Source organism: uncultured Marivita sp. (assembly GCF_947488135.1).
Lineage (GTDB): Bacteria > Pseudomonadota > Alphaproteobacteria > Rhodobacterales > Rhodobacteraceae > Marivita.
Genome location: NZ_CANKYW010000001.1, coordinates 688,408 through 705,844 on the forward strand (window position 1 = coordinate 688,408; position 17,437 = coordinate 705,844).

Annotated in this window: 20 protein-coding genes; 6 read left to right on the plus strand and 14 right to left on the minus strand. The window is 63.7% G+C overall.

What is annotated here, in order from left to right; all coding sequences use genetic code 11:
* The first annotated feature begins 21 nt into the window (after positions 1-21).
* The gene (locus tag Q1B16_RS03455) at positions 22-948 is read left to right on the plus strand and encodes a dihydrodipicolinate synthase family protein (protein WP_299784821.1); all 927 of its coding nucleotides are present in this window, start codon (positions 22-24) and stop codon (positions 946-948) included.
* Positions 949-1,003: 55 nt separating this feature from the next.
* Here the strand turns inward: Q1B16_RS03455 and Q1B16_RS03460 are convergent, their stop codons facing one another.
* From Q1B16_RS03460 to Q1B16_RS03500, 9 genes are read right to left on the minus strand one after another with little or no spacing between them, the layout of a single operon-like run.
* A complete protein-coding gene (locus Q1B16_RS03460; RefSeq protein ID WP_299784822.1) occupies positions 1,004-1,672 on the minus strand; it encodes an NnrU family protein in 669 nt (222 codons plus the stop codon).
* Entirely contained in the window at positions 1,669-2,862 is a 1,194-nt protein-coding gene (locus Q1B16_RS03465) for an NnrS family protein (protein ID WP_299784823.1), read from the minus strand. The genes Q1B16_RS03460 and Q1B16_RS03465 overlap by 4 nt, the downstream gene beginning before the upstream one ends.
* Entirely contained in the window at positions 2,862-3,116 is a 255-nt protein-coding gene (locus Q1B16_RS03470; RefSeq protein WP_299784824.1) for a DUF6522 family protein, read from the minus strand. Before Q1B16_RS03470 ends, Q1B16_RS03465 begins: the two co-directional genes overlap by 1 nt.
* Positions 3,113-3,352 carry an NnrT protein gene (locus Q1B16_RS03475; protein ID WP_299785978.1) on the minus strand — a complete coding sequence of 80 codons (240 nt, stop codon included), beginning with the start codon at positions 3,350-3,352 and terminating at the stop codon, positions 3,113-3,115. The genes Q1B16_RS03470 and Q1B16_RS03475 overlap by 4 nt, the downstream gene beginning before the upstream one ends.
* Positions 3,349-3,528 (minus strand): protein NnrT, encoded by a 180-nt coding sequence (locus tag Q1B16_RS03480; protein WP_299784825.1) that lies wholly within the window; start codon positions 3,526-3,528, stop codon positions 3,349-3,351. Before Q1B16_RS03480 ends, Q1B16_RS03475 begins: the two co-directional genes overlap by 4 nt.
* A gap of 1 nt (position 3,529) precedes the next feature.
* Positions 3,530-5,413 carry a VWA domain-containing protein gene (locus Q1B16_RS03485; protein WP_299784826.1) on the minus strand — a complete coding sequence of 628 codons (1,884 nt, stop codon included), beginning with the start codon at positions 5,411-5,413 and terminating at the stop codon, positions 3,530-3,532.
* Between the two features lie 5 nt (positions 5,414-5,418).
* Entirely contained in the window at positions 5,419-6,213 is a 795-nt protein-coding gene (locus Q1B16_RS03490; protein WP_299784827.1) for a CbbQ/NirQ/NorQ/GpvN family protein, read from the minus strand.
* Between the two features lie 3 nt (positions 6,214-6,216).
* The gene (locus tag Q1B16_RS03495; RefSeq protein ID WP_299784828.1) at positions 6,217-7,566 is read right to left on the minus strand and encodes a cbb3-type cytochrome c oxidase subunit I; all 1,350 of its coding nucleotides are present in this window, start codon (positions 7,564-7,566) and stop codon (positions 6,217-6,219) included.
* A gap of 13 nt (positions 7,567-7,579) precedes the next feature.
* On the minus strand, positions 7,580-8,032 hold the full coding sequence (locus Q1B16_RS03500) for a cytochrome c (RefSeq protein ID WP_299784829.1): 453 nt from the start codon (positions 8,030-8,032) through the stop codon (positions 7,580-7,582).
* 122 nt (positions 8,033-8,154) lie between these two features.
* Here Q1B16_RS03500 and Q1B16_RS03505 point away from each other — a divergent pair, with 122 nt between their 5' ends.
* Entirely contained in the window at positions 8,155-8,367 is a 213-nt protein-coding gene (locus tag Q1B16_RS03505; RefSeq protein ID WP_299784830.1) for a DUF1858 domain-containing protein, read from the plus strand.
* Positions 8,368-8,639: 272 nt separating this feature from the next.
* Complete coding sequence (locus Q1B16_RS03510) at positions 8,640-8,990, plus strand: excinuclease ABC subunit A (RefSeq protein WP_299784831.1); 351 nt, start codon at positions 8,640-8,642, stop codon at positions 8,988-8,990.
* A gap of 239 nt (positions 8,991-9,229) precedes the next feature.
* Here the strand turns inward: Q1B16_RS03510 and Q1B16_RS03515 are convergent, their stop codons facing one another.
* Complete coding sequence (locus Q1B16_RS03515) at positions 9,230-9,946, minus strand: Crp/Fnr family transcriptional regulator (RefSeq protein ID WP_299784832.1); 717 nt, start codon at positions 9,944-9,946, stop codon at positions 9,230-9,232.
* A 161-nt stretch (positions 9,947-10,107) separates the two neighbouring features.
* On the opposite strand from Q1B16_RS03515, the gene Q1B16_RS03520 reads away from it, so the two are divergent.
* The 3 genes from Q1B16_RS03520 to Q1B16_RS03530 are packed head-to-tail and all read left to right on the plus strand — an operon-like array spanning position 10,108 to position 12,589.
* Positions 10,108-10,539 (plus strand): pseudoazurin, encoded by a 432-nt coding sequence (locus Q1B16_RS03520; protein ID WP_299784833.1) that lies wholly within the window; start codon positions 10,108-10,110, stop codon positions 10,537-10,539.
* Between the two features lie 57 nt (positions 10,540-10,596).
* Positions 10,597-11,814, plus strand: coding sequence for a copper-containing nitrite reductase (gene nirK, locus Q1B16_RS03525; protein WP_299784834.1), 1,218 nt, complete (start codon positions 10,597-10,599; stop codon positions 11,812-11,814).
* A 22-nt stretch (positions 11,815-11,836) separates the two neighbouring features.
* Entirely contained in the window at positions 11,837-12,589 is a 753-nt protein-coding gene (locus tag Q1B16_RS03530) for an SUMF1/EgtB/PvdO family nonheme iron enzyme (protein WP_299784835.1), read from the plus strand.
* Between the two features lie 31 nt (positions 12,590-12,620).
* Here Q1B16_RS03530 and Q1B16_RS03535 read toward each other — a convergent pair whose 3' ends face one another.
* The 4 genes from Q1B16_RS03535 to Q1B16_RS03550 are packed head-to-tail and all read right to left on the minus strand — an operon-like array spanning position 12,621 to position 17,437.
* Positions 12,621-13,562 carry an ABC transporter permease gene (locus Q1B16_RS03535; protein WP_299784836.1) on the minus strand — a complete coding sequence of 314 codons (942 nt, stop codon included), beginning with the start codon at positions 13,560-13,562 and terminating at the stop codon, positions 12,621-12,623.
* Positions 13,559-14,602 (minus strand): ABC transporter permease, encoded by a 1,044-nt coding sequence (locus Q1B16_RS03540; protein WP_299784837.1) that lies wholly within the window; start codon positions 14,600-14,602, stop codon positions 13,559-13,561. The genes Q1B16_RS03535 and Q1B16_RS03540 overlap by 4 nt, the downstream gene beginning before the upstream one ends.
* A complete protein-coding gene (locus Q1B16_RS03545) occupies positions 14,592-16,109 on the minus strand; it encodes an ABC transporter ATP-binding protein (protein ID WP_299784838.1) in 1,518 nt (505 codons plus the stop codon). Before Q1B16_RS03545 ends, Q1B16_RS03540 begins: the two co-directional genes overlap by 11 nt.
* The gene (locus Q1B16_RS03550; protein WP_299784839.1) at positions 16,106-17,437 is read right to left on the minus strand and encodes an amidase; all 1,332 of its coding nucleotides are present in this window, start codon (positions 17,435-17,437) and stop codon (positions 16,106-16,108) included. The genes Q1B16_RS03545 and Q1B16_RS03550 overlap by 4 nt, the downstream gene beginning before the upstream one ends.

A 17,437-nucleotide genomic window follows, 5' to 3' on the forward strand; every position in this document is an offset into this window, starting at 1 on the left:
GACATCTCAAAAGGACAGACAATGCAGAACCTGTTTTCGGGCGTCCTGACGCCAGTGGTCACCCCGTTCACCGACGACCTGACACCATCGTCCGAGCGGCTCGTTGCTCAGTGCCGTTGGCTGCTTGAGCAGAAGGTCGGCCTCGCGATTTTCGGCACCAACAGTGAGGCGAACTCCCTCTCGGTGGAGGAAAAGATCGACCTGATGGAGGCGCTTGTCGACGCCGGGATAGACCCTGCGCGCATGATGCCAGGCACCGGATGCTGCGCGTTGACCGATTCCGTGCGTCTGACCAAACGCGCGGTGGAGCTTGGGGCGGGCGGGGTGCTCATGCTGCCGCCGTTCTATTACAAGGGCGTTCCCGATGACGGGCTTTACCGCAATTATGCCGAGGTCATCGAACGAGTCGGCTCATCCGATCTGCGCATTTACCTTTACCACATCCCGCCGGTCGCGCAGGTGGGTCTGTCTCATGACCTGATCGAGCGCCTCGTGACGGCCTATCCGGGCACTGTCGTTGGCATCAAGGACAGCAGCGGCGACTGGGAGAACACCAAGGGCATGCTCGACCGGCAATGGGACGATTTCCAGGTCTTCGCGGGCAGCGAAACATTCCTTCTGCAAACGATGCAGGCGGGCGGTGCGGGCTGTATCTCGGCCACGGCCAACGTGAACCCGGGGGCGATCCACGAGCTTTATGCGAATTGGCAATCGGACAAGGCCCCCGCGATGCAGGACGCGCTGGATGCGACGCGCGCCATATTCCAATCCTACCCGATGATCCCCGCGCTCAAGGCCGCCGTGGCGCATTGGTCCGGCGACGACACCTGGCGCATGACCCGCCCGCCGCTCGAGCCTTTAAGCGACGAAGCGCGGGATGCCCTGATCTCGGAATTGGACGCGTCTGGGTTCAAGATCGAGGGTTTGGCAAAGACACCTGTCGCCTAGCGGTTGATCGTGCGGCGAGACGTGGGTTCCGCTGCGGGTCGTGAAACGCGATAGCCTACAGCGCCGAAACGCCGATCACGTAGGGGTGGGCCCATATCAGCAGGACAAAGGCGAGGACGCCCGCGCCGATGCGGAAGGACACGTCGCGGACCGATGCGGGTTTGTGAAACATCGGAGCGGCGCGGCGCGCGCTGTCGAGCGCGTGCCAGCGTTCCTGTCCCAACTCGCGGCGTTTGCGGCGGTCGATCAGGCGTTGTCCGGCCAGGGCGAAACCGCCCAGCACGCCGAACAGGATGACATGCGCGAGGTCTCCGTTCGGGAGAAGGTGTAGGCCCGCCCAGAGGCCCAGACCAAGCAGGATCGGGTGGCGGTGCCAGCGGACGATGCCGGGGTAATCGGGGTCGAAGCGGTCGTTCCGGCGGCCTCCGAACGAAAACGGGTTGGGGCGCCCGATGCTGAGTGCGAGAAGCAGGCACACGGCGAGCATACCCAGATGAACGGCGTGACGCTGCCACGGGTATTGTGGCCAGAGCTGAACATAGGGCGCTTCGCTCGCCGCCCAGATCAGGAGCGACAACATCGCCAGGGACAGGATGGAGTAGCCGATCCCAAACCCGCGCGCGCCGACAAGGGCGGTGACGCGCGCCTTGACCGGCGGGCGCACCGGGATCGAGTGCGTGAGGAAGAACGCCACGAAGATCGCGGCGAAACCTGTCCAACTCATGGCGCGCGCTCCGGTTTGGGACGCAGGAGCAGGGGGCCGTAGGCGATCACGAACCCACCGAACGCGGCCAGCCACAAAAGGCCCGAGAGCTGGGTCAGGACCGGGCTGATGCCGACGAGCAGCCGTGTCAGGACCGCTCCGAAGAGGCAGAGATAGACCGCAACGGTCATACGGTTCGCGGCAAGCTCTTGCCCGGTATGTCCCAGGGTCGCGCGGGTCATGACGGCAAGGGTCATGGCGCCGATCGCTCCAGCCATCCAGAGATGCTGTGCCGCCGCCGTTCCCATGATGCCGAACGCGCTGTCGATCCCGATGGCCAAAGCACCGAGGGGAATGAAGGCGTAAGAGACATGCAGCACCCAGACCAGAGGCTCCGATCCGGTCCTGTGACCGCTCCAACGCGCCAGCCGTATGGCGTGCAGTACGCCGGTTACGATCAGAAGAAGACCGCCGATGGCCGCTTCGGGGAACGCGACCCAGAGCACAAGGGCGACGAGGCTGACGAGCAGGACCGCCTTGTCGAACTGTTGCATCGGCGGGGCGGGGCGGGCCGGATCGCCCTGCTTGACCAGCCAGTTGCGGGTGAAGGACGGGATGATCCGCCCGCCGATCACGGCAATCATCATCACCGCCGTGGCAAGGCCCATCCGGAGCCCGTAGCCCTGCGCGGCATAGCCGCTGGTCATCGCCTCGATGTGGAACACGACATTGGCAAGGGTGAAGACCGCCAGAAGGGCCAAAACGATCAGGTTGCGCCAGTTCTTGCCCGCGACGATTTCTTGCAGGATCAACGCGCCCAGAACGAGGGGAAAGGCGACGTCGATCCCTGCGGCGGCCCATCCCGGCATCAGCGTCGAGGTCGCGATCGCCATGCGTCCCGCGACCCAGAGCGCGAAGAGCGCGGCAAGCTTCCAGCCCACCATCGGCAGTCGCCCGGTCCAGTTCGGCACGGCGGTCAGCAGGAAGCCCGCAAGCACCGCGCCAAGATAACCGAACAGGAATTCATGCGCGTGCCAGGACACCGGGTCGAACCGGGTGGGCAGGGTGATCGCGCCCGACAGCGTCAGCAGCCAGAGCACCATTGCGCAGGCCACCCAGACCGCGCCAAACAAAAAAAAGGGTCTGAACCCGAAGCTGAACAGCGCAGGCCCCTGCCATGCGCGTATCTGTTCCGCAGAGGTAAGTGCCATCATCGGTCTCCGATATCTGTCCTGATCGTGCTCAGGACCGTGCCATCCGTGTCGCAGGTCAGGCGCACGCGCTTGCCTGCGTGATAAAAGGTCAGCCGGAAGCGTCCGGCGTCTTCGTCTTGTCCGGTCTCGTAGGTGCTGGTGATCTGGCCCGCGCGCATCTTGTCCTGCACCTCTGCCGGATCGAGGCCCAGCAGCGGCCCGAGGTCATGTGCGTCAATCACCGGCTGTCCATTGTCGATCTCGACCTTCATTCGCGGTCTCCTGCGTCTGCCACATCCATCAGATGTCGGATATGGCGCGCGAAATACCATGTGGCGGGGAGGCCGATCAAACAGCCAATCGCGATGGACAAGCCGGTGGACAGGACCGGCCCGCCGACCCAACTGAAGATCAGCGCGGCAAAGAACACGTTGACCGCCGCCGCCCCCGCCCCGAACGGGTAAAGAGCGAGGGTGATCTGCGTCACGGACCAGCCCTGCCGTGTCATCGCCGTGACACCAGCCATTGCACGAGCGCCATCGACGCCAGAAGCGCGAGGCACGCCAGCGCGTACCAGAATTCCGCAGTGGCGGATTGCGCCTGCGGGATCGGTCGATCGAATGCCTCGGCCAGAACGGGGTTTGCGGCCAGGGTGGCGAGGGCAAAGAAGAATGAAATACGCATGTCAGCTCTCCTGTGTGAGGGTGCGATAGATGTCGGGAAGGGCGCGGGACAGGCGCTCTGGATTGGGCAGAAGGGTGAACCCGCCGCGCCCAAAGATGCGGGCGAACCAGTCCTGCCCGTCCTCGTCGATGATGATGCCATGCAGGCTCTGGTTTACGGCGCGGGCCTCGCGGACGGCCATGTGGCTGTCCTCGATTCCGTGCTGGCCTTCGTAATGGTCCAGATCGTTCGGTTTGCCATCGGTCAACACGATCAAGAGCTTGCGGGCGCTGGGTTCCTTGGCCAGTTGCGCGCTGACATGCCGGATGGCTGCACCAAGGCGGGTGTAATGTCCGGGCTTGAGCGCGCCGATATTGGACGTGATCTCGGGCGACATCGGGTCGTCGAACCCCTTGCACCGGGTCAGGAACACACGGTCCCGCCGGAGCGAGGAAAAGCCCCAGATGCCCAGCCGGTCGCCCGCCGCGTCGATCCCGCCTGCCAGCGCCGCCATCGTTTCGCGTGCCACTTCGATCACCGACGTGTCGCCGATGGCCGCTTCGGTGGACCGGGATGTGTCGATGAGAAACGCCACCGACACGTCGCGGTCGGTCTGGCGCGCGGATTGCCAGATGCGGTCGCTGCCGCGTCCGGTGGCCTTCAGATCGGCCTGCGCGGTGAGCAGCGCATCGAGGTCAAGCTCGGTGCCATCGACCTGACGCGGTTGAAGAACGCGGCGGGGGCGCAGCGCTTCGAACTGGCGGCGCACCTCGCGCATCCGGCGTTCGTTGGGCACGAAAGGCGGGCCGTCCGGCGTTGCAGGCGCGTCAAGCACGCGGCAATGCGCGTCCATGTAGCTGCGGCTGCGGTGGTTCCATTCGGGATAGGTGTGTTCCCCGGCAAGCGCTTCGTGATCGGCATCGGAGGGCGACAGATCGAGGTGCAGGCGCAGGCGCGTGGCCGCCTTGCGATCCTGTTTCGACAGGGTGATCTCGTCCTGATCGTCGGCGGCCTTCTGGGCGTTTTCGTCATCTTCATCATCGACGCTGCGGTTGATGTTCATCGACTCGACCCAGGACAGGATCGATTCGAAGCGGTGGATGATAAAGCTGTCCTTGCGGTTGTGCTGGTCCTGATCCTTGCGCTGGCCCAGCTTGCGCGTCGTGTGCGCGGCAGTGGGTGGAGGCGCGGCGGGATCGGCCTGTTCGTGCTGGGCCGCGGCACCCGAACCGGGTGCGCTGAACCGCAGCCAGATGGGAACGGGGGCAAACGGCAGGTGACCACTGGCGGGCGCGTCGTCGCTCAACGCGATGCTATTGCCGCCAAGCTGATCGCGGATCGCCTTTTCGAACATCGCTTCCGGGCGGGGCCGCAGAATATCGGTCCGCGCAACGAGGCACAGCTGGGCGAGCGTGACATAGACGTCCCGCAGACCCGGACAGGCGGCATAGACGGCATCCGCCGTCGCCGCATTGGCGCGGATCTGCGCGCAGTCGCATTCTGGTCCGGCGTCAGGGATTTCATTCAGATCATGCGGCGCCTTCGCGGCCATCGCGGTGAGCCAGAAATACGCGGCACGGTTCAGTTCGGGTTTCGGAAACGCGGCCATGAAGGGGGGCAGGGTCAGGCGTTCGCCATCGAACCCGGCCACCCATTCGCGGTCCCGTTCCGCCCCCAGCTTGCGCTTCAGCGGGCGGCGATGCCGTGCCAGGGTCGGCGCCGCCTCGGCCAGTTCGACACCGGCGGCCCCCCCAAGCGCGCGGAACAGCACCGCAAGGCTGGGGCGCACCGAGGCCAGTGAAACGGCGGCCTCGGGATAGCTCACCTCGGCCCCAATTCCGCTGGCCATGTCGTGCCAGAGGTTGCCGACCGTTTCTTCGGGTTCCATGAGATCGAGAAGGTGCATCGCTCTTATCCGTAGATGGTGGAGATCAGATCGCGCAGGGCGAGCTGCACGTCCGGCTCGTCGCTGAGAGGTTCGATGACGGCGGCTTCAAGCGCCTGATCGACGCCCATGCCCCCGGCCATCAATGTCGCCGCATAGATCAGGAGGCGGGTCGAAACACCCTCTTCGAGATCCATCCCCGACAGCCGGCGGATATGTCCCGCCAGCCGCACCAGAGGTGCCACCCGGCCCGGTTCAAGCCGGCTTTCCTTTGCCACGACCGCGATCTCGGTCTCGGCGTCCGGGAAGTCGAAACTGATCGACAGAAACCGTTGCCGGGTCGAGGGCTTCAGCCGCTTGAGCACATTCTGGTAGCCGGGGTTGTAGGACGCCACCAGCATGAAGCCTTTGGGCGCCACCAGTTCCTCACCGGTGCGGTCGATCATCAGCGTGCGCCGCGTGTCGGTGAGCGGGTGCAGCACCACGGTCACGTCCTTACGCGCCTCCACCACTTCGTCGAGATAGCAGATGCCGCCTTCGCGCACGGCCCGTGTCAAGGGCCCATCGACCCAGACGGTTTCCCCACCCTTGAGCAGGTAGCGCCCGATCAGGTCTGCCGCCGACAGGTCGTCATGGCAGGCCACCGTGTAGAGCGGTTTGCCCAGTTTCGCCGCCATGTGTTCGACGAACCGGGTTTTGCCGCAGCCGGTGGGCCCCTTCAGAAGAAGGGGCAGACCGTTGTCATAAGCCGTCTCGAACAGGTCGCATTCGCGGCCGGTTGCCTGGTAGAACGGCAGGGTTGGAGTGACTTGCATGTTCATCGCTTATTCTCCGGGAACGGGGTTGGCGGGACCGGGGGCAATCACCTCGGCCTTGCGGACAACGAGCAGCGAATAGATGAACAGGAGCGCACCGATCACCACCGCGAGGCCGGAACCCCAGCGCATCAGGTAGAAGATCGAAAGACTTTCCTGCACATCCATGTAGTAGTCGCCCACCACACGTTGCATGTGCGTCTGGATGGTGCCCGCGAAGGTCAGCACGAAGGTCATGAACGCCATGCCGCCGGTCATCAGCCAGAACGAGGCCATGTTGAGCACCTGGTTATAGGGCGCGCGTTCCCGCAGCATCGGCATCGCGTAGGTGAAGACCGCGAGGTTCAGGGCCACATAGGCGCCGTAGAAGGCAAGGTGGCCGTGGGCGGCGGTGATCTGCGTGCCGTGGCTATAGAAATTCACCCCGTGCAGCGTGTGCAGGAAGCCCCAGACACCCGCGCCGAAGAAAGCGACGGTGGAGGACCCGAGCGACCACAGAAGGGCGGCCTTGTTCGGGTGGTTCTTGCGGCCTTTCCACACCATCACGAAGGCAAAGGACATCATGAGGAAGAATGGGATCACCTCGAAGGTTGAGAAGATGGAGCCGACCCACTGCCAGTAGCCCGGCAGACCGATCCAGTAGAAGTGGTGCCCGGTGCCGAGGATGCCCGAGAAGAGCGCGGTGGCGACGATGACATAGAGCCACTTTTCCACCACTTCGCGGTCAACGCCGGTCAGTTTGAGCAAGAGGAACGCCAGGATCGCCGCCATCACCAGTTCCCAGGTCGCCTCGACCCAGAGGTGCACGACAAACCACCAGTACATTTTATCAAGCGACAGGTTGTCGGGGTTGATGAAGGCAAAGACCCAGAGCAGCGACAAAAGCCACAGCCCCATGAGCAGCACGTTGGTGATCGCCGTCTTCTTGCCCGCCAGAACGGTCATCGACACGTTGAAGAGGAAGATCAGCGCGGCGACAAGAATGCCGAACTTGACCCAAAGCGGTTGCTCGAGGAATTCGCGCCCGCCGTGGATGCCGACGAGGTAGGACCCGACCGCACCGAGCGTTCCGACCAAGAGGATAATCAACTGGAGATAGGCCAGCTTGACCGAATAGATCTCGCGTTCTGATTCCTCGGGGATGAGGAAGTAGGCTGCGCCGAAGAAGCCCAGCAACAGCCAGACGATCAGGGCGTTGGTGTGGATCATCCGAATGACGTTGAAGGGCAGCAATTCGGACAGGAAATTGGGCGACACATAGATCCAGCCCGCCAAAAGCCCGCCCAGCACCTGAATGCCGAAGAGAGCAAGCGCGGCGAGGATGTACCAGTACGCCACCTTTTGTGATTCATATTTCATGGTGAATGCCTCCTTAACCGGCGTCATTGGGCGGCCAGCCCTGAGTGTCTGTCTGATCGGCCCAGCGCAGGAATTCCGCGAGACCGCGAATGTCCTCGTCGGTCAATTCGTAGCGCGGCATCTGCCTGCGGCCCTCGACGCCACTGGGTTGGCTTTCGATCCAGCTCTTGAGGATTTCAAACGCATCCTCGGGGCTGTCCTGCACGCCCCAGCGGGTCATGACGTTGCCGACCTCGGGAGCGAAATAGGCGCCTTCGCCGTGCAGGCTGTGGCAGTTGATGCAGGAGTTTTCCTCCCACACGTGCTTGCCGTGAATCACCTCTTCGCTCAGCGGCATGCCGGCCGTCGAGGTGTTCACGACATATCTATGGGAGTGGACGGTCATCCCCACGAAGACCACGACAAAGAATATCGAGCCTCCGTAGAAGATGTTGCGCGCCCGCGATTTTGTAAGAATTTCAGCCATTGATCGGCCTCCTGCGGTTCGGGATGTCATCGGTCCTAGCCCGACCCGCAGCCGCGGAGTTTGCGCTGGCGCAACGTTTAGGAACATTTGGCGCGTAGGTTTGCAGACACAGGAGGTGCGACATGCGCAAACCACGACTCGACGACCCGGACCTGCCGCTTGCCGATCTCATGACCCAGTGGCCGCAGACCATCCCGGTCTTTGTCCGTCACAAGATGCTCTGCGTCGGATGCCTGATCAGCCCGTTCCACACGGTTACGGATGCCTGCGAGGAATACGGGCTGGATGAAGCGGCGTTTCTAACCGAGCTGATGCGGGCGGCTGGGTTGGGGTGATATAGCCGCGCTTCGCTGTGGCGATCAAGGCAAGGTCGAACGACGCCGCAAGCGTCGAATGTCGGCTGCGAGCCCTAACCGACCACGGACCAATGCTGCGACCGAATTGATCACGTCGACAGGGACAGATCTCGCTGTGCTTCCGACATCCAAAGCCACGGACGCGGAGATACGCTCATAGGCACCATTCTGCCGAGGCTCCTATCGGAGGGCAACTCTTTGGAGTAGCAATCGTTGTCTGAAGCACACAGCAAGAAGAAACGGAGGTCATCATGAGACGGTTATGGGTTCTTATCGCGGCGGCGGCGACCTTTCTCGGGGTGGCTGCAGAGGCGGGAAATCACAAAGCCGAAAAAGGAATTTCAGGCAGGGCGTACAAAACAATTGATTGCCCACCCGGTCTGGCCAAGAAGAACCCGCCATGCGTGCCGCCCGGCCAAGCCCGCAAGTACGACCGTGGAGATGTGATCTATGGAGATTACAGGATCATCGGCGATCCGGGGCGGTACGGACTTGATCGCGACCAGACCTACTATCGCGTGGGTGACTATGTCTATCGCGTGGACCGCGACACACGCGAGGTACTGGACTTGATCGGAGCGGTCGCGCGCGTCCTGAACTAGTGCGCGCCTGCACGGCTTCGTCTTCGAGACTTCCGAACCCGGGGCAGACCAACGCGCGACCCGGATCGGGTAACGTGTGATGCGGAGACCGAGGCGTGGTCTGGCGGCCGCGAAGCTGTCAATATGAACCTCGTCTCCCGCAGTGCCGACCCTTGCCACGCCGCTTGGCCACGGTCCGAAACGTCCGCTGAGTTGCCCTTACCGGAGGCACCATTCAAAGAATGTCGTAGCCAGTCCCGCTACCCTTGGCTCAATACCACCAGCGCATGCGGGTCGCAGACCTTGATCCGCTTGCGCTTGCTTTCCACCAAGCCCTGCTTTTCCCATCCGCTCAGCAATCGGCTGACGGTGTGCAAGGTCGTCGCCGTCAACTCCGACAGGTCCTGGCGGGTGATCGGGAAGTTGATCTCGATCCCGCCGTCGACCTTGCGCCCGGTCTGGTTGATGAGGCGGAGCAGGGCGTTCGCGACGCGTTGCTCGACCTGCTGTGTTGCCAGTTCGACGATGCGGGTGTTCATCTCTCCGACGCGGTGGCCCAGTGTCTTGTAGGTTTCGGTCGCAAAGCCGTCATACTCGGTCACGAACGTGTCCCAGAGTCGCATCGGCCAGCTGAGCGCGATGGACTCGGTCGCCGTCATCGCCGTGGCCGGATAGGTGTCGCGCCCGATGGCCTTGGCGATGCCAAGAAGCTGCCCGGCGGGAATATGCAGCGCCGTGACCTGTTCGCCGGTGGGCGTGATGCGCACGACCCGGACGTAGCCGTCAAGCAGCATGTAGAACCTGTCCGCGTCGTGCCCTTCCTCGAACACCGCGACACCGGCGTCGTAGCGACGCGAGGTTGCCTGGTCGAGAATCGTGCGAATCTGCCGTTTCTCCAGCCGGGAAAACGGCGGCAGATGCGTCAGCAGGCTTTCATCGAGCCGCGGAAGGGTCTTGCGGGGGGCTATCTCGTTCACAGGTTCCGATCTGCCACATCCATGACGACATTGCCAACGTTCTTATCGCAAAACGTGCGCCTCACATGCAATTTTTCAACTCTTTGACCTAGCACAAAGTCCGCCCCGCCGAATTGTCTAAATTAAGGATCAACACGAAACGCGATCTGAAAGGAAAAACGATGATCCGCAAACTGGCAACCGGCCTCGCGCTCGCCGCCCTCATGGGCAGCGCAGCCTTTGCCGAAACAATCGAAGTGCAGATGCTCAATAAGGGCAGCGACGGCGAACGCATGGTGTTCGAGCCAGCCTTCGTGCAGGCGCAGCCGGGCGACACGATCAAGTTTATCGCGACCGATCGGGGCCACAACGCCGAAACCAACGATGGCATGATCCCCGACGGAGCCGAAGGCTTTGGCGGCAAGATCAACGAAGAGATCGAGGTCACTTTGACCGAAGAGGGCGTCTATGGCGTCATCTGCAAGCCGCATTTCGCCATGGGCATGGTGATGACCATCGCCGTGGGCGACGTGGATGTTCCCGAAGACTTCTTCGAAGGCCGCGTGCCTCCGAAAGCCAAGGAACGCTTTGAGGCGCAGCTCGACAATCTCTGACCAATTTCGGCGCGCGGGCATGAGGCCCGCCGCCACATTAACCTCATGGAGGGAACCATGACCAAATTCTTTAACCCTGGACTCATGAAGACCAGCCGTCGCAACGTTCTGCGTGGCTCTGTTCTTGCCGGCGCGGCCGCAATGGCCGGTGCGGGTGCCATGGCGACACCGCGCGCGCCCAAACTGGCGCAGGCCAACGCGACGTCCGCAAAGCTCTACAAGACTGCGGGCCAACAGGCCGCAGAGTCGACTGCGGTACCGGCGGACCTGAGCGGCTATACCCGCGTGAAGCAGGAACTCGTCGCGCCGCCCTTCGCGCCGGTGCACGAACAGGTGGCGACCGGTGGTCCGAAGATCGTCGAGATCACAATGGAGACCACCGAAAAGCTGATGACCGTTGACGAGGATACTGGTGCCGAGATCTGGGCGCTGACCTTCAACGGCTCTGTTCCCGGTCCGCTCATCATCGTGCATGAAGGCGACATGGTCGAATTGACCCTGCGCAACCCTGCCGACAGCAAGATGGAGCACAATATCGACTTCCACGCCGCCACCGGTGCGCTGGGCGGCGGTGGTCTGACCCACGTCTACCCGGGAGAGGAAACCGTGCTGCGCTGGAAAGCGACAAAGCCGGGCTGCTTTACCTATCACTGCGCCCCCGGTGGAGCGATGATCCCCTATCACGTCGGACACGGCATGAACGGGGCCATCATGGTCCTGCCGCGCGACGGTCTCAAGGATGCGCAGGGCAATCCGCTGCGTTATGACAGCATCGCCTATATCGGAGAGCAGGACTACTACCTGCCCAAAGACGAAAACGGCGACTTCAAGGTCTATGCCGAGGCCGGAGACGATTACAACGACAGCCTTGATGCCATGCGCACGCTTGTTCCGACCCATCAGGTCTTCAACGGCGCTGTCGGTGCCCTAACCGGAGAGAACGCGCTGAAGGCCAAGGTCGGCGAGACCGTCCTGATGGTGCACAATTCGTGCATGGTCGACAGTCGACCGCACCTGATCGGCGGACACGGCGATTTCGTTTGGGAAAGCTCTTTCTCCGATGTGCCGCTGACCGGCATGGAAACCTGGTTCGTGCGGGGCGGCAGTGCCGCGGCGGCGATGTATACTTTCGAACAGCCGGGCGTGTACGCTTATGTGAACCACAACCTGATCATCGGGGCGATGCTGGGCGGAACGGCACACTTCGTGGTCGAGGGCGAATGGGACAACAACCTGATGGAACAGGTCGTCGCTCCCCGCGTCTTCGCAGGGTAATTTTTCTAAGGAGACCCGTATCATGACCGCCGTCAGAATGGACCGGATTTGGCCAGAACTGTCCCTTCGTCTTGTCGGAGCTGCCCTTGTGGCGGTGGTCCTTGCAGGGGTCGCGCTCACACAGCGCGGCCCCGCCGCCGATCTGAAGCGTCTGCCGGTGATGGCGGAACGTCCGATCGTCCTTCCCGACGGGCACCGGCTTTATGTTCAGCGTCACGAAGTGACCGTTGCGGAATGGAACGCCTGCGTCGCCGACCGCGCCTGTTCGCTTGAACTGCGCACCCGGCCGGACCAGGACCCGGCCACGACCCCGGCCACCGGCCTGAGCTATGTCGACGTGCAGGAATACATCCGCTGGATCAACGTCGAGACCCGACAGAACTTTCGCCTGCCCACCGCGACCGAGTGGAACACGATGGCCGCGTCGGTGCTTCCGGAAAAGCCCGACCCCATCTTCACCGACCCGTCGCTGACCTGGGCATCGACCTATCTGACCGAGGGCATCGCCCCACGCGCGCTGAAAGCGCAGGGCAGTTTCTCGACCTCGCCCGAGGGCATCGCCGATCTTGACGGCAGTGTCTGGGAGTGGACGCAGGAATGCTATGCCAGCGCATCCGAGGGCATCGACCCGGCGCGCTGTCCCGCCTTCTTCGTTGGGGGCGAGCATGTGGCCGCCATGTCCTACCTCGTCCGCGATCCGGCGCGGGGCGGCTGCGCCGTGGGCACGCCTCCCGCTCATCTGGGGATGCGACTGGTGAGCGACAAGGCTGTCTGAGCCTTAGAGTTGGCGAACCGGTTGTCGTGCGTCATCGTTCCCCGCGTCGGTACGGTGTCATCAGCGCCTCGGGCACTTCGGCGCGGCGGGCGACGAGGATCAGCGCGACGATGGACAGCACGTAGGGCGCCATCAGGAACAACTGGTAAGGAACGCCGTCGATAACGTTCTGCAAGCGCAGTTGATAAGCGTCGAAGAACGCAAACAGCAATGCGCCGATCAGGGCCTTGCCGGGCCGCCAGGACGCGAACACCACCAGCGCGATGCAGATCCAGCCGCGGCCCTGTACCATCTCGGGGAAGAAAGAATTGAACGCCGCCGTGGTCAGGAACGCGCCTCCCAGACCCATCAGCGCAGACCCTGCCACGATGGCCCCGATGCGCAGGACGTTGGGGTTCAGGCCCTGCGCCTCGACCGCGTGAGGGTTTTCGCCGGTCATGCGGATGGCAAGGCCCAAAGGCGTACGGGTCAGGACATAGGCCAGCACCGCGACCGAGATCAGCGCCAGATAGGTCGGTGCAGTCTGGCTGAACAGGATCGGGCCAAGCACCGGGATATCCGAAAGGACCGGAATGTCGAGCGGGCGGAACGGTATGATCGTCGGTGGGGTTTCGCCAACTTCGACGATCAGGCGGTAGAGGTAGTATGACAGCGCCGAGGCAAAGAGTGTGATGCCCAGCCCCGACACGTGCTGTGACAGCCCCAGCGGCACGGTCAGACCCGCGTGCAGAAATCCCATCAGCCCACCTGATGCGGCCGCGATGGCCAGCCCCATCCACAGATCTCCGCCAAGGTACACGGTCAGCCAACCGGCCATCGCGCCCATCGTCATGATCCCCTCGATCCCGAGGTTCAGCACGCCCGCGCGTTCGCACAAAAGCGCACCCAGCACGCCAAAGATCAGCGGCGTTGCAATCCGCAGCACGGCGGCCCAAAGGCTTGTGTTCGTCAAAAGCTCCAAAGCTTCGATCATCGGCGCAGCCTGTAGGTTGTGAACAAAAGCGCGACCAGCATGGTCAGCAGCGACAGCGCGACGATGACATCTGCGATGAAGCTCGGCACGCCGGTCGCGCGGCTCATGGCGTCGGCCCCGACGAAAACGGTCGCCACGAAAATCGCCGCCGCGACCACACCCGCAGGATGCAGCGCGGCGAGCATCGCGACGACGATCCCGGCATAGCCGAAGCCCGGCGACATGGTGGTGGTCACGCCTCCGGTAACGCCCATCACCTCGACCGCGCCCGCAAGCCCGGCCAGCGCGCCGGATACGAGCGCCACGCCCATAATGGTTTTCGGCAGCGAAATCCCGGCAAAGGCCGCCGCGCGGGCATTCAACCCGGCAGCGCGCGTTTCGACGCCAAAGACGGTGCGCGTCAGGACCAGCCAGATCACCCCCGCCGCCGCGATGGCGACCAAGAGGCCGATATGCAGGCGTGTGCGCGGCACAAGGTCGGGCAGGCGGTACGCGCCATCCACCGGCACGGACTGCGGCCAGCCAAAGGCAAGCGGGTCGCGCAGGGGGCCTTCGATCATCAGGCCGACGAACAGGATCACGATGAAGTTCAGAAGCAGTGTCGTGACCACTTCATCGACGCCAAACCGCAGTCGCAGGAACGCCGGACCGGCCAGCAACAAGGCTCCTGCCGCCATGCCGCACACCATCAGCACCGCCATGCCGATCGGCCCGGGCAGGGCTAGCGAATGACCGATCCACGCGGTGGTCAGCGCGCCGACATAGAACTGCCCTTCGCCCCCGATATTCCAGAGCCTTGCGCGAAAGGCGACCGCCGCCGCAAGCCCGGTCAGGATCAGCGGTGTTGCGCGGGTCAGCATTTCGGTGATCGACAGGCGCGATCCCAGCGCGCCGCGCAGCATCTCGCCATAGGCGGTCAACGGGTTCACCCCCGCCGCGCCGATCAGACCCGCCGCCAGGACCAAGGCTGCCAAAATGGCGGCCAAAGGGGCCATCGCGACCGTGGACAGCGGGACGTTCTCGCGTCGTTCAAGCCGCATCCGTGCTCTCCCAGACGCCGGCCATCATGAGGCCCAAGCGGCGCGGATCGGCCTCGTCCGCTGTGACGGGCTGTGACAGGCGGCCCTTGACGATGGCCTGGATGCGGTCCGACAATTGCACCGCCTCTTCCAGCTCTTCCGAGATCAGCAGGATCGCGGCCCCTTCGGCGCGGGCGGCGAGCAATTCTGCATGAACCGCGGCAATCGCCCCTTCATCCAGTCCCCGCGTCGGCTGATTTGCCAACAGAAAGCGCGGGCCGGTGGCAAGGCAGCGCCCCAGGATCAGCTTTTGCATATTGCCGCCCGACAGAAGCCGGATGCGGGTGTCGGGCGTCGCGCCGCGCACGTCGAAGCGTTTGATCAAGTCAGCGGCATGGGCGCGGGCGGCGGCCTGCCGGACAAAGCCGAGTTTCGAAAACTCTGTGCTGCGCACCCGTTCGAGCACTGCGTTCTCCCAGACCGTCATCTCGCCTACCGCGCCTTCGGCGTGGCGGTCCTCAGGCACCCGCGCGGCCCCGGCATTGATCAGCCCGCGCGGGCCAAGGTGGCCTGCATCAGCGCCGTTCAGCGTCAGGCTGCCTTGGCTTGGGTGCATCAACCCCGAGAGCAGCGCGCCAAGCGCGCCCTGGCCGTTGCCAGAGACCCCCACGATGCCGAGAATTTCGCCCGCGTGCACGGTGAAGGAGATATCGTCGAGCTTGGTCTCGCCCTCATCGGCCACGGTGATCCGATCCGCTAGCAGAACCGGCGCGCCGATCCTGTGGTCCTCACGCACCGGGCGCTCGACCTTGCGCCCGACCATCAGCTCGGCCAATTCGGCGGGCGATGTTTCGGACGTCCTGCGTTCGGCGACCATCCGGCCACCGCGCAGCACCGCCACGCGGTCTGACGCGGCCATCACCTCGTGCAGTTTGTGGCTGATGAAGATGAGCGACAGCCCGTCTTTCGTCATTCCGCGCAAGGTTTCGAACAGGCGTTCGGCCTCGGGACGGGCCAGCACGGCGGTGGGTTCATCCAGGATCAGGATGCGCGCATCGCGGTAAAGCGCCTTGAGAATTTCGATCCGCTGCCGTTCCCCGACCGACAGGCGCGAGACCTTGCTGTCGGGATCGACGGGCAGACCGAAGCGGTCGGAGATCGCCATCAGCTTCTTGCGCGCCGCTGCCCGGTTTGACCGCAACCGGCCCAGCGGTTCCGAGCCGAGCATGACGTTTTCCAGAACGGTGAGGTTGCCAGCAAGCGTGAAATGCTGGTGCACCATGCCGACCCCCGCCGCAATCGCCGCACGCGGTTTGCCGGGGGGCAGCGTGTCACCGAACACACGCACCTCGCCTGCGTCGGCGGTGTAATGACCGAAGAGGATGTTCATGAGCGTCGTCTTGCCCGCGCCGTTTTCGCCCAGCAGGGCCAGGATCTCGCCTTGGGCGAGGGACAGCGACACATCCTCGTTCGCTGTCAACGCGCCGAATCGCTTGGTGATGTTCGAGAGTTCAAGAACGTCAGTCATGCGGGCAGTCCAGCGATCGGGTGTGGAAATGGGATGTCGATCAAATGCGCCAATGGCTCTGCGAACTCCAGTAGTGCGGTGTCGCTGTTGGGCCGGCCGATAAGCTGCGCGCCGACGGGCAAGCCGTTTTCAAACCCTGCGGGGAAGGCGAGCGCGGGAAGGCCTGCGACATTGGCCCAGGTGGCGTTCGGGGCCATAGCCTCCATCTTGAGGAAATGCGCCTCAAGATCGGTGTGGTCCATGGAAAACGCACCGAGCTTTGGCTGCGGGCCGGACAAAACCGGCATCAAGAGGGCGTCCGCACCGCCGAAAACTTCAAGGATGATACCGGTCATCTCCATGATGTCGCGGGATATGGCAAATATCTCGGCCCCGGTCAGTGCCGCGCCCTCGGCACGCGCGGTGCGCAACAGCGGCGGGATTTCGGCGTCAGGCACGCCAGTCGCAGTCAGTCCCTCGTGTAAGCTTACGCACAGAATGCTTTTGATGAGCGCCATGGGCCGCGACAGAGCTTTAGGTAAAGGTGCGGATGGCGGGCCGTCCGTGATGGTATACCCAGCAGCCTCAAATGCCTTGGCAGCCAATAGGGTCGCGTTGCGCTGCGTGTCGTCGCAGGTGTCGGGCAGGATCATGGCAACGCGAGGCGCAAGCCGGGTGTCGGTAGTCGCAACGCAGGCCAGCGCGGTTTTCACATCGCGCAGCGACCGGGCCAGAACCAGCTCGGAGGCGATGCCCATGAGCCAATTGTTGTAGTCCGGCCCCATTGGACTGACACCGCGCGACGGCTTCAATCCCCACAGACCGCAGCAGGCGGCAGGCACTCGAATCGACCCGGCAGCGTCGGTCGCGTGGGCGATGGCAACGACCCCGCTGGCCACTGCGGCAGCGGCACCACCTGACGACCCGCCAGGCGTGCGGGTAGGATCGAACGGGTTGGTCGCTGGCGGTCGCCCCTGTGGTTCGGTGGAAAGGGCCAGTCCGACCTCCGGCACCGCAGACAACCCGAACGGCACCAATCCGGCGGCGCGGAACAGGGTGAAGAGCGCGCTGTCCTTCGTGGGAGCCTCGAGACTGCTGGCAATCGCTGCGCTGCCTGCACCCTGTTTGAGCCCGCGTACCAATGCGCCCAAATCCTTGCCCAGAAAAGGGACGCCGGAAAATGGACCTGCCGAAGCTGTATCGGCCAAAGCCAAAGCCTCGTCATCGGGAAGCAGTCGGGCAATTGCGCTTGGTGCTTCCTTTGCACGAGCAAGGCTCGCCGCCATCGCGTCACGGGCGGTGATCCGCCCGTCGGCGATGGCGGCGGCAAGGGCCGTTGCGTCCGTCAC

Bases quoted from the DNA above. Each gene is read 5' to 3' on its own strand.
- Q1B16_RS03465 (WP_299784823.1), bottom strand. From the start codon at position 2,862: ATGGCACTTACCTCTGCGGAACAGATACGCGCATGGCAGGGGCCTGCG.
- Q1B16_RS03540 (WP_299784837.1), bottom strand. From the start codon at position 14,602: ATGCGGCTTGAACGACGCGAGAACGTCCCGCTGTCCACGGTCGCGATG.
- Q1B16_RS03475 (WP_299785978.1), bottom strand. From the start codon at position 3,352: ATGACACGGCAGGGCTGGTCCGTGACGCAGATCACCCTCGCTCTTTAC.
- Q1B16_RS03490 (WP_299784827.1), bottom strand. From the start codon at position 6,213: ATGAACATGCAAGTCACTCCAACCCTGCCGTTCTACCAGGCAACCGGC.
- Q1B16_RS03470 (WP_299784824.1), bottom strand. From the start codon at position 3,116: ATGAAGGTCGAGATCGACAATGGACAGCCGGTGATTGACGCACATGAC.
- Q1B16_RS03485 (WP_299784826.1), bottom strand. From the start codon at position 5,413: ATGCACCTTCTCGATCTCATGGAACCCGAAGAAACGGTCGGCAACCTC.
- Q1B16_RS03455 (WP_299784821.1), top strand. From the start codon at position 22: ATGCAGAACCTGTTTTCGGGCGTCCTGACGCCAGTGGTCACCCCGTTC.
- Q1B16_RS03500 (WP_299784829.1), bottom strand. From the start codon at position 8,032: ATGGCTGAAATTCTTACAAAATCGCGGGCGCGCAACATCTTCTACGGA.
- Q1B16_RS03460 (WP_299784822.1), bottom strand. From the start codon at position 1,672: ATGAGTTGGACAGGTTTCGCCGCGATCTTCGTGGCGTTCTTCCTCACG.
- Q1B16_RS03510 (WP_299784831.1), top strand. From the start codon at position 8,640: ATGAGACGGTTATGGGTTCTTATCGCGGCGGCGGCGACCTTTCTCGGG.
- Q1B16_RS03520 (WP_299784833.1), top strand. From the start codon at position 10,108: ATGATCCGCAAACTGGCAACCGGCCTCGCGCTCGCCGCCCTCATGGGC.
- nirK (WP_299784834.1), top strand. From the start codon at position 10,597: ATGACCAAATTCTTTAACCCTGGACTCATGAAGACCAGCCGTCGCAAC.
- Q1B16_RS03480 (WP_299784825.1), bottom strand. From the start codon at position 3,528: ATGCGTATTTCATTCTTCTTTGCCCTCGCCACCCTGGCCGCAAACCCC.
- Q1B16_RS03545 (WP_299784838.1), bottom strand. From the start codon at position 16,109: ATGACTGACGTTCTTGAACTCTCGAACATCACCAAGCGATTCGGCGCG.
- Q1B16_RS03530 (WP_299784835.1), top strand. From the start codon at position 11,837: ATGACCGCCGTCAGAATGGACCGGATTTGGCCAGAACTGTCCCTTCGT.
- Q1B16_RS03495 (WP_299784828.1), bottom strand. From the start codon at position 7,566: ATGAAATATGAATCACAAAAGGTGGCGTACTGGTACATCCTCGCCGCG.
- Q1B16_RS03535 (WP_299784836.1), bottom strand. From the start codon at position 13,562: ATGATCGAAGCTTTGGAGCTTTTGACGAACACAAGCCTTTGGGCCGCC.
- Q1B16_RS03505 (WP_299784830.1), top strand. From the start codon at position 8,155: ATGCGCAAACCACGACTCGACGACCCGGACCTGCCGCTTGCCGATCTC.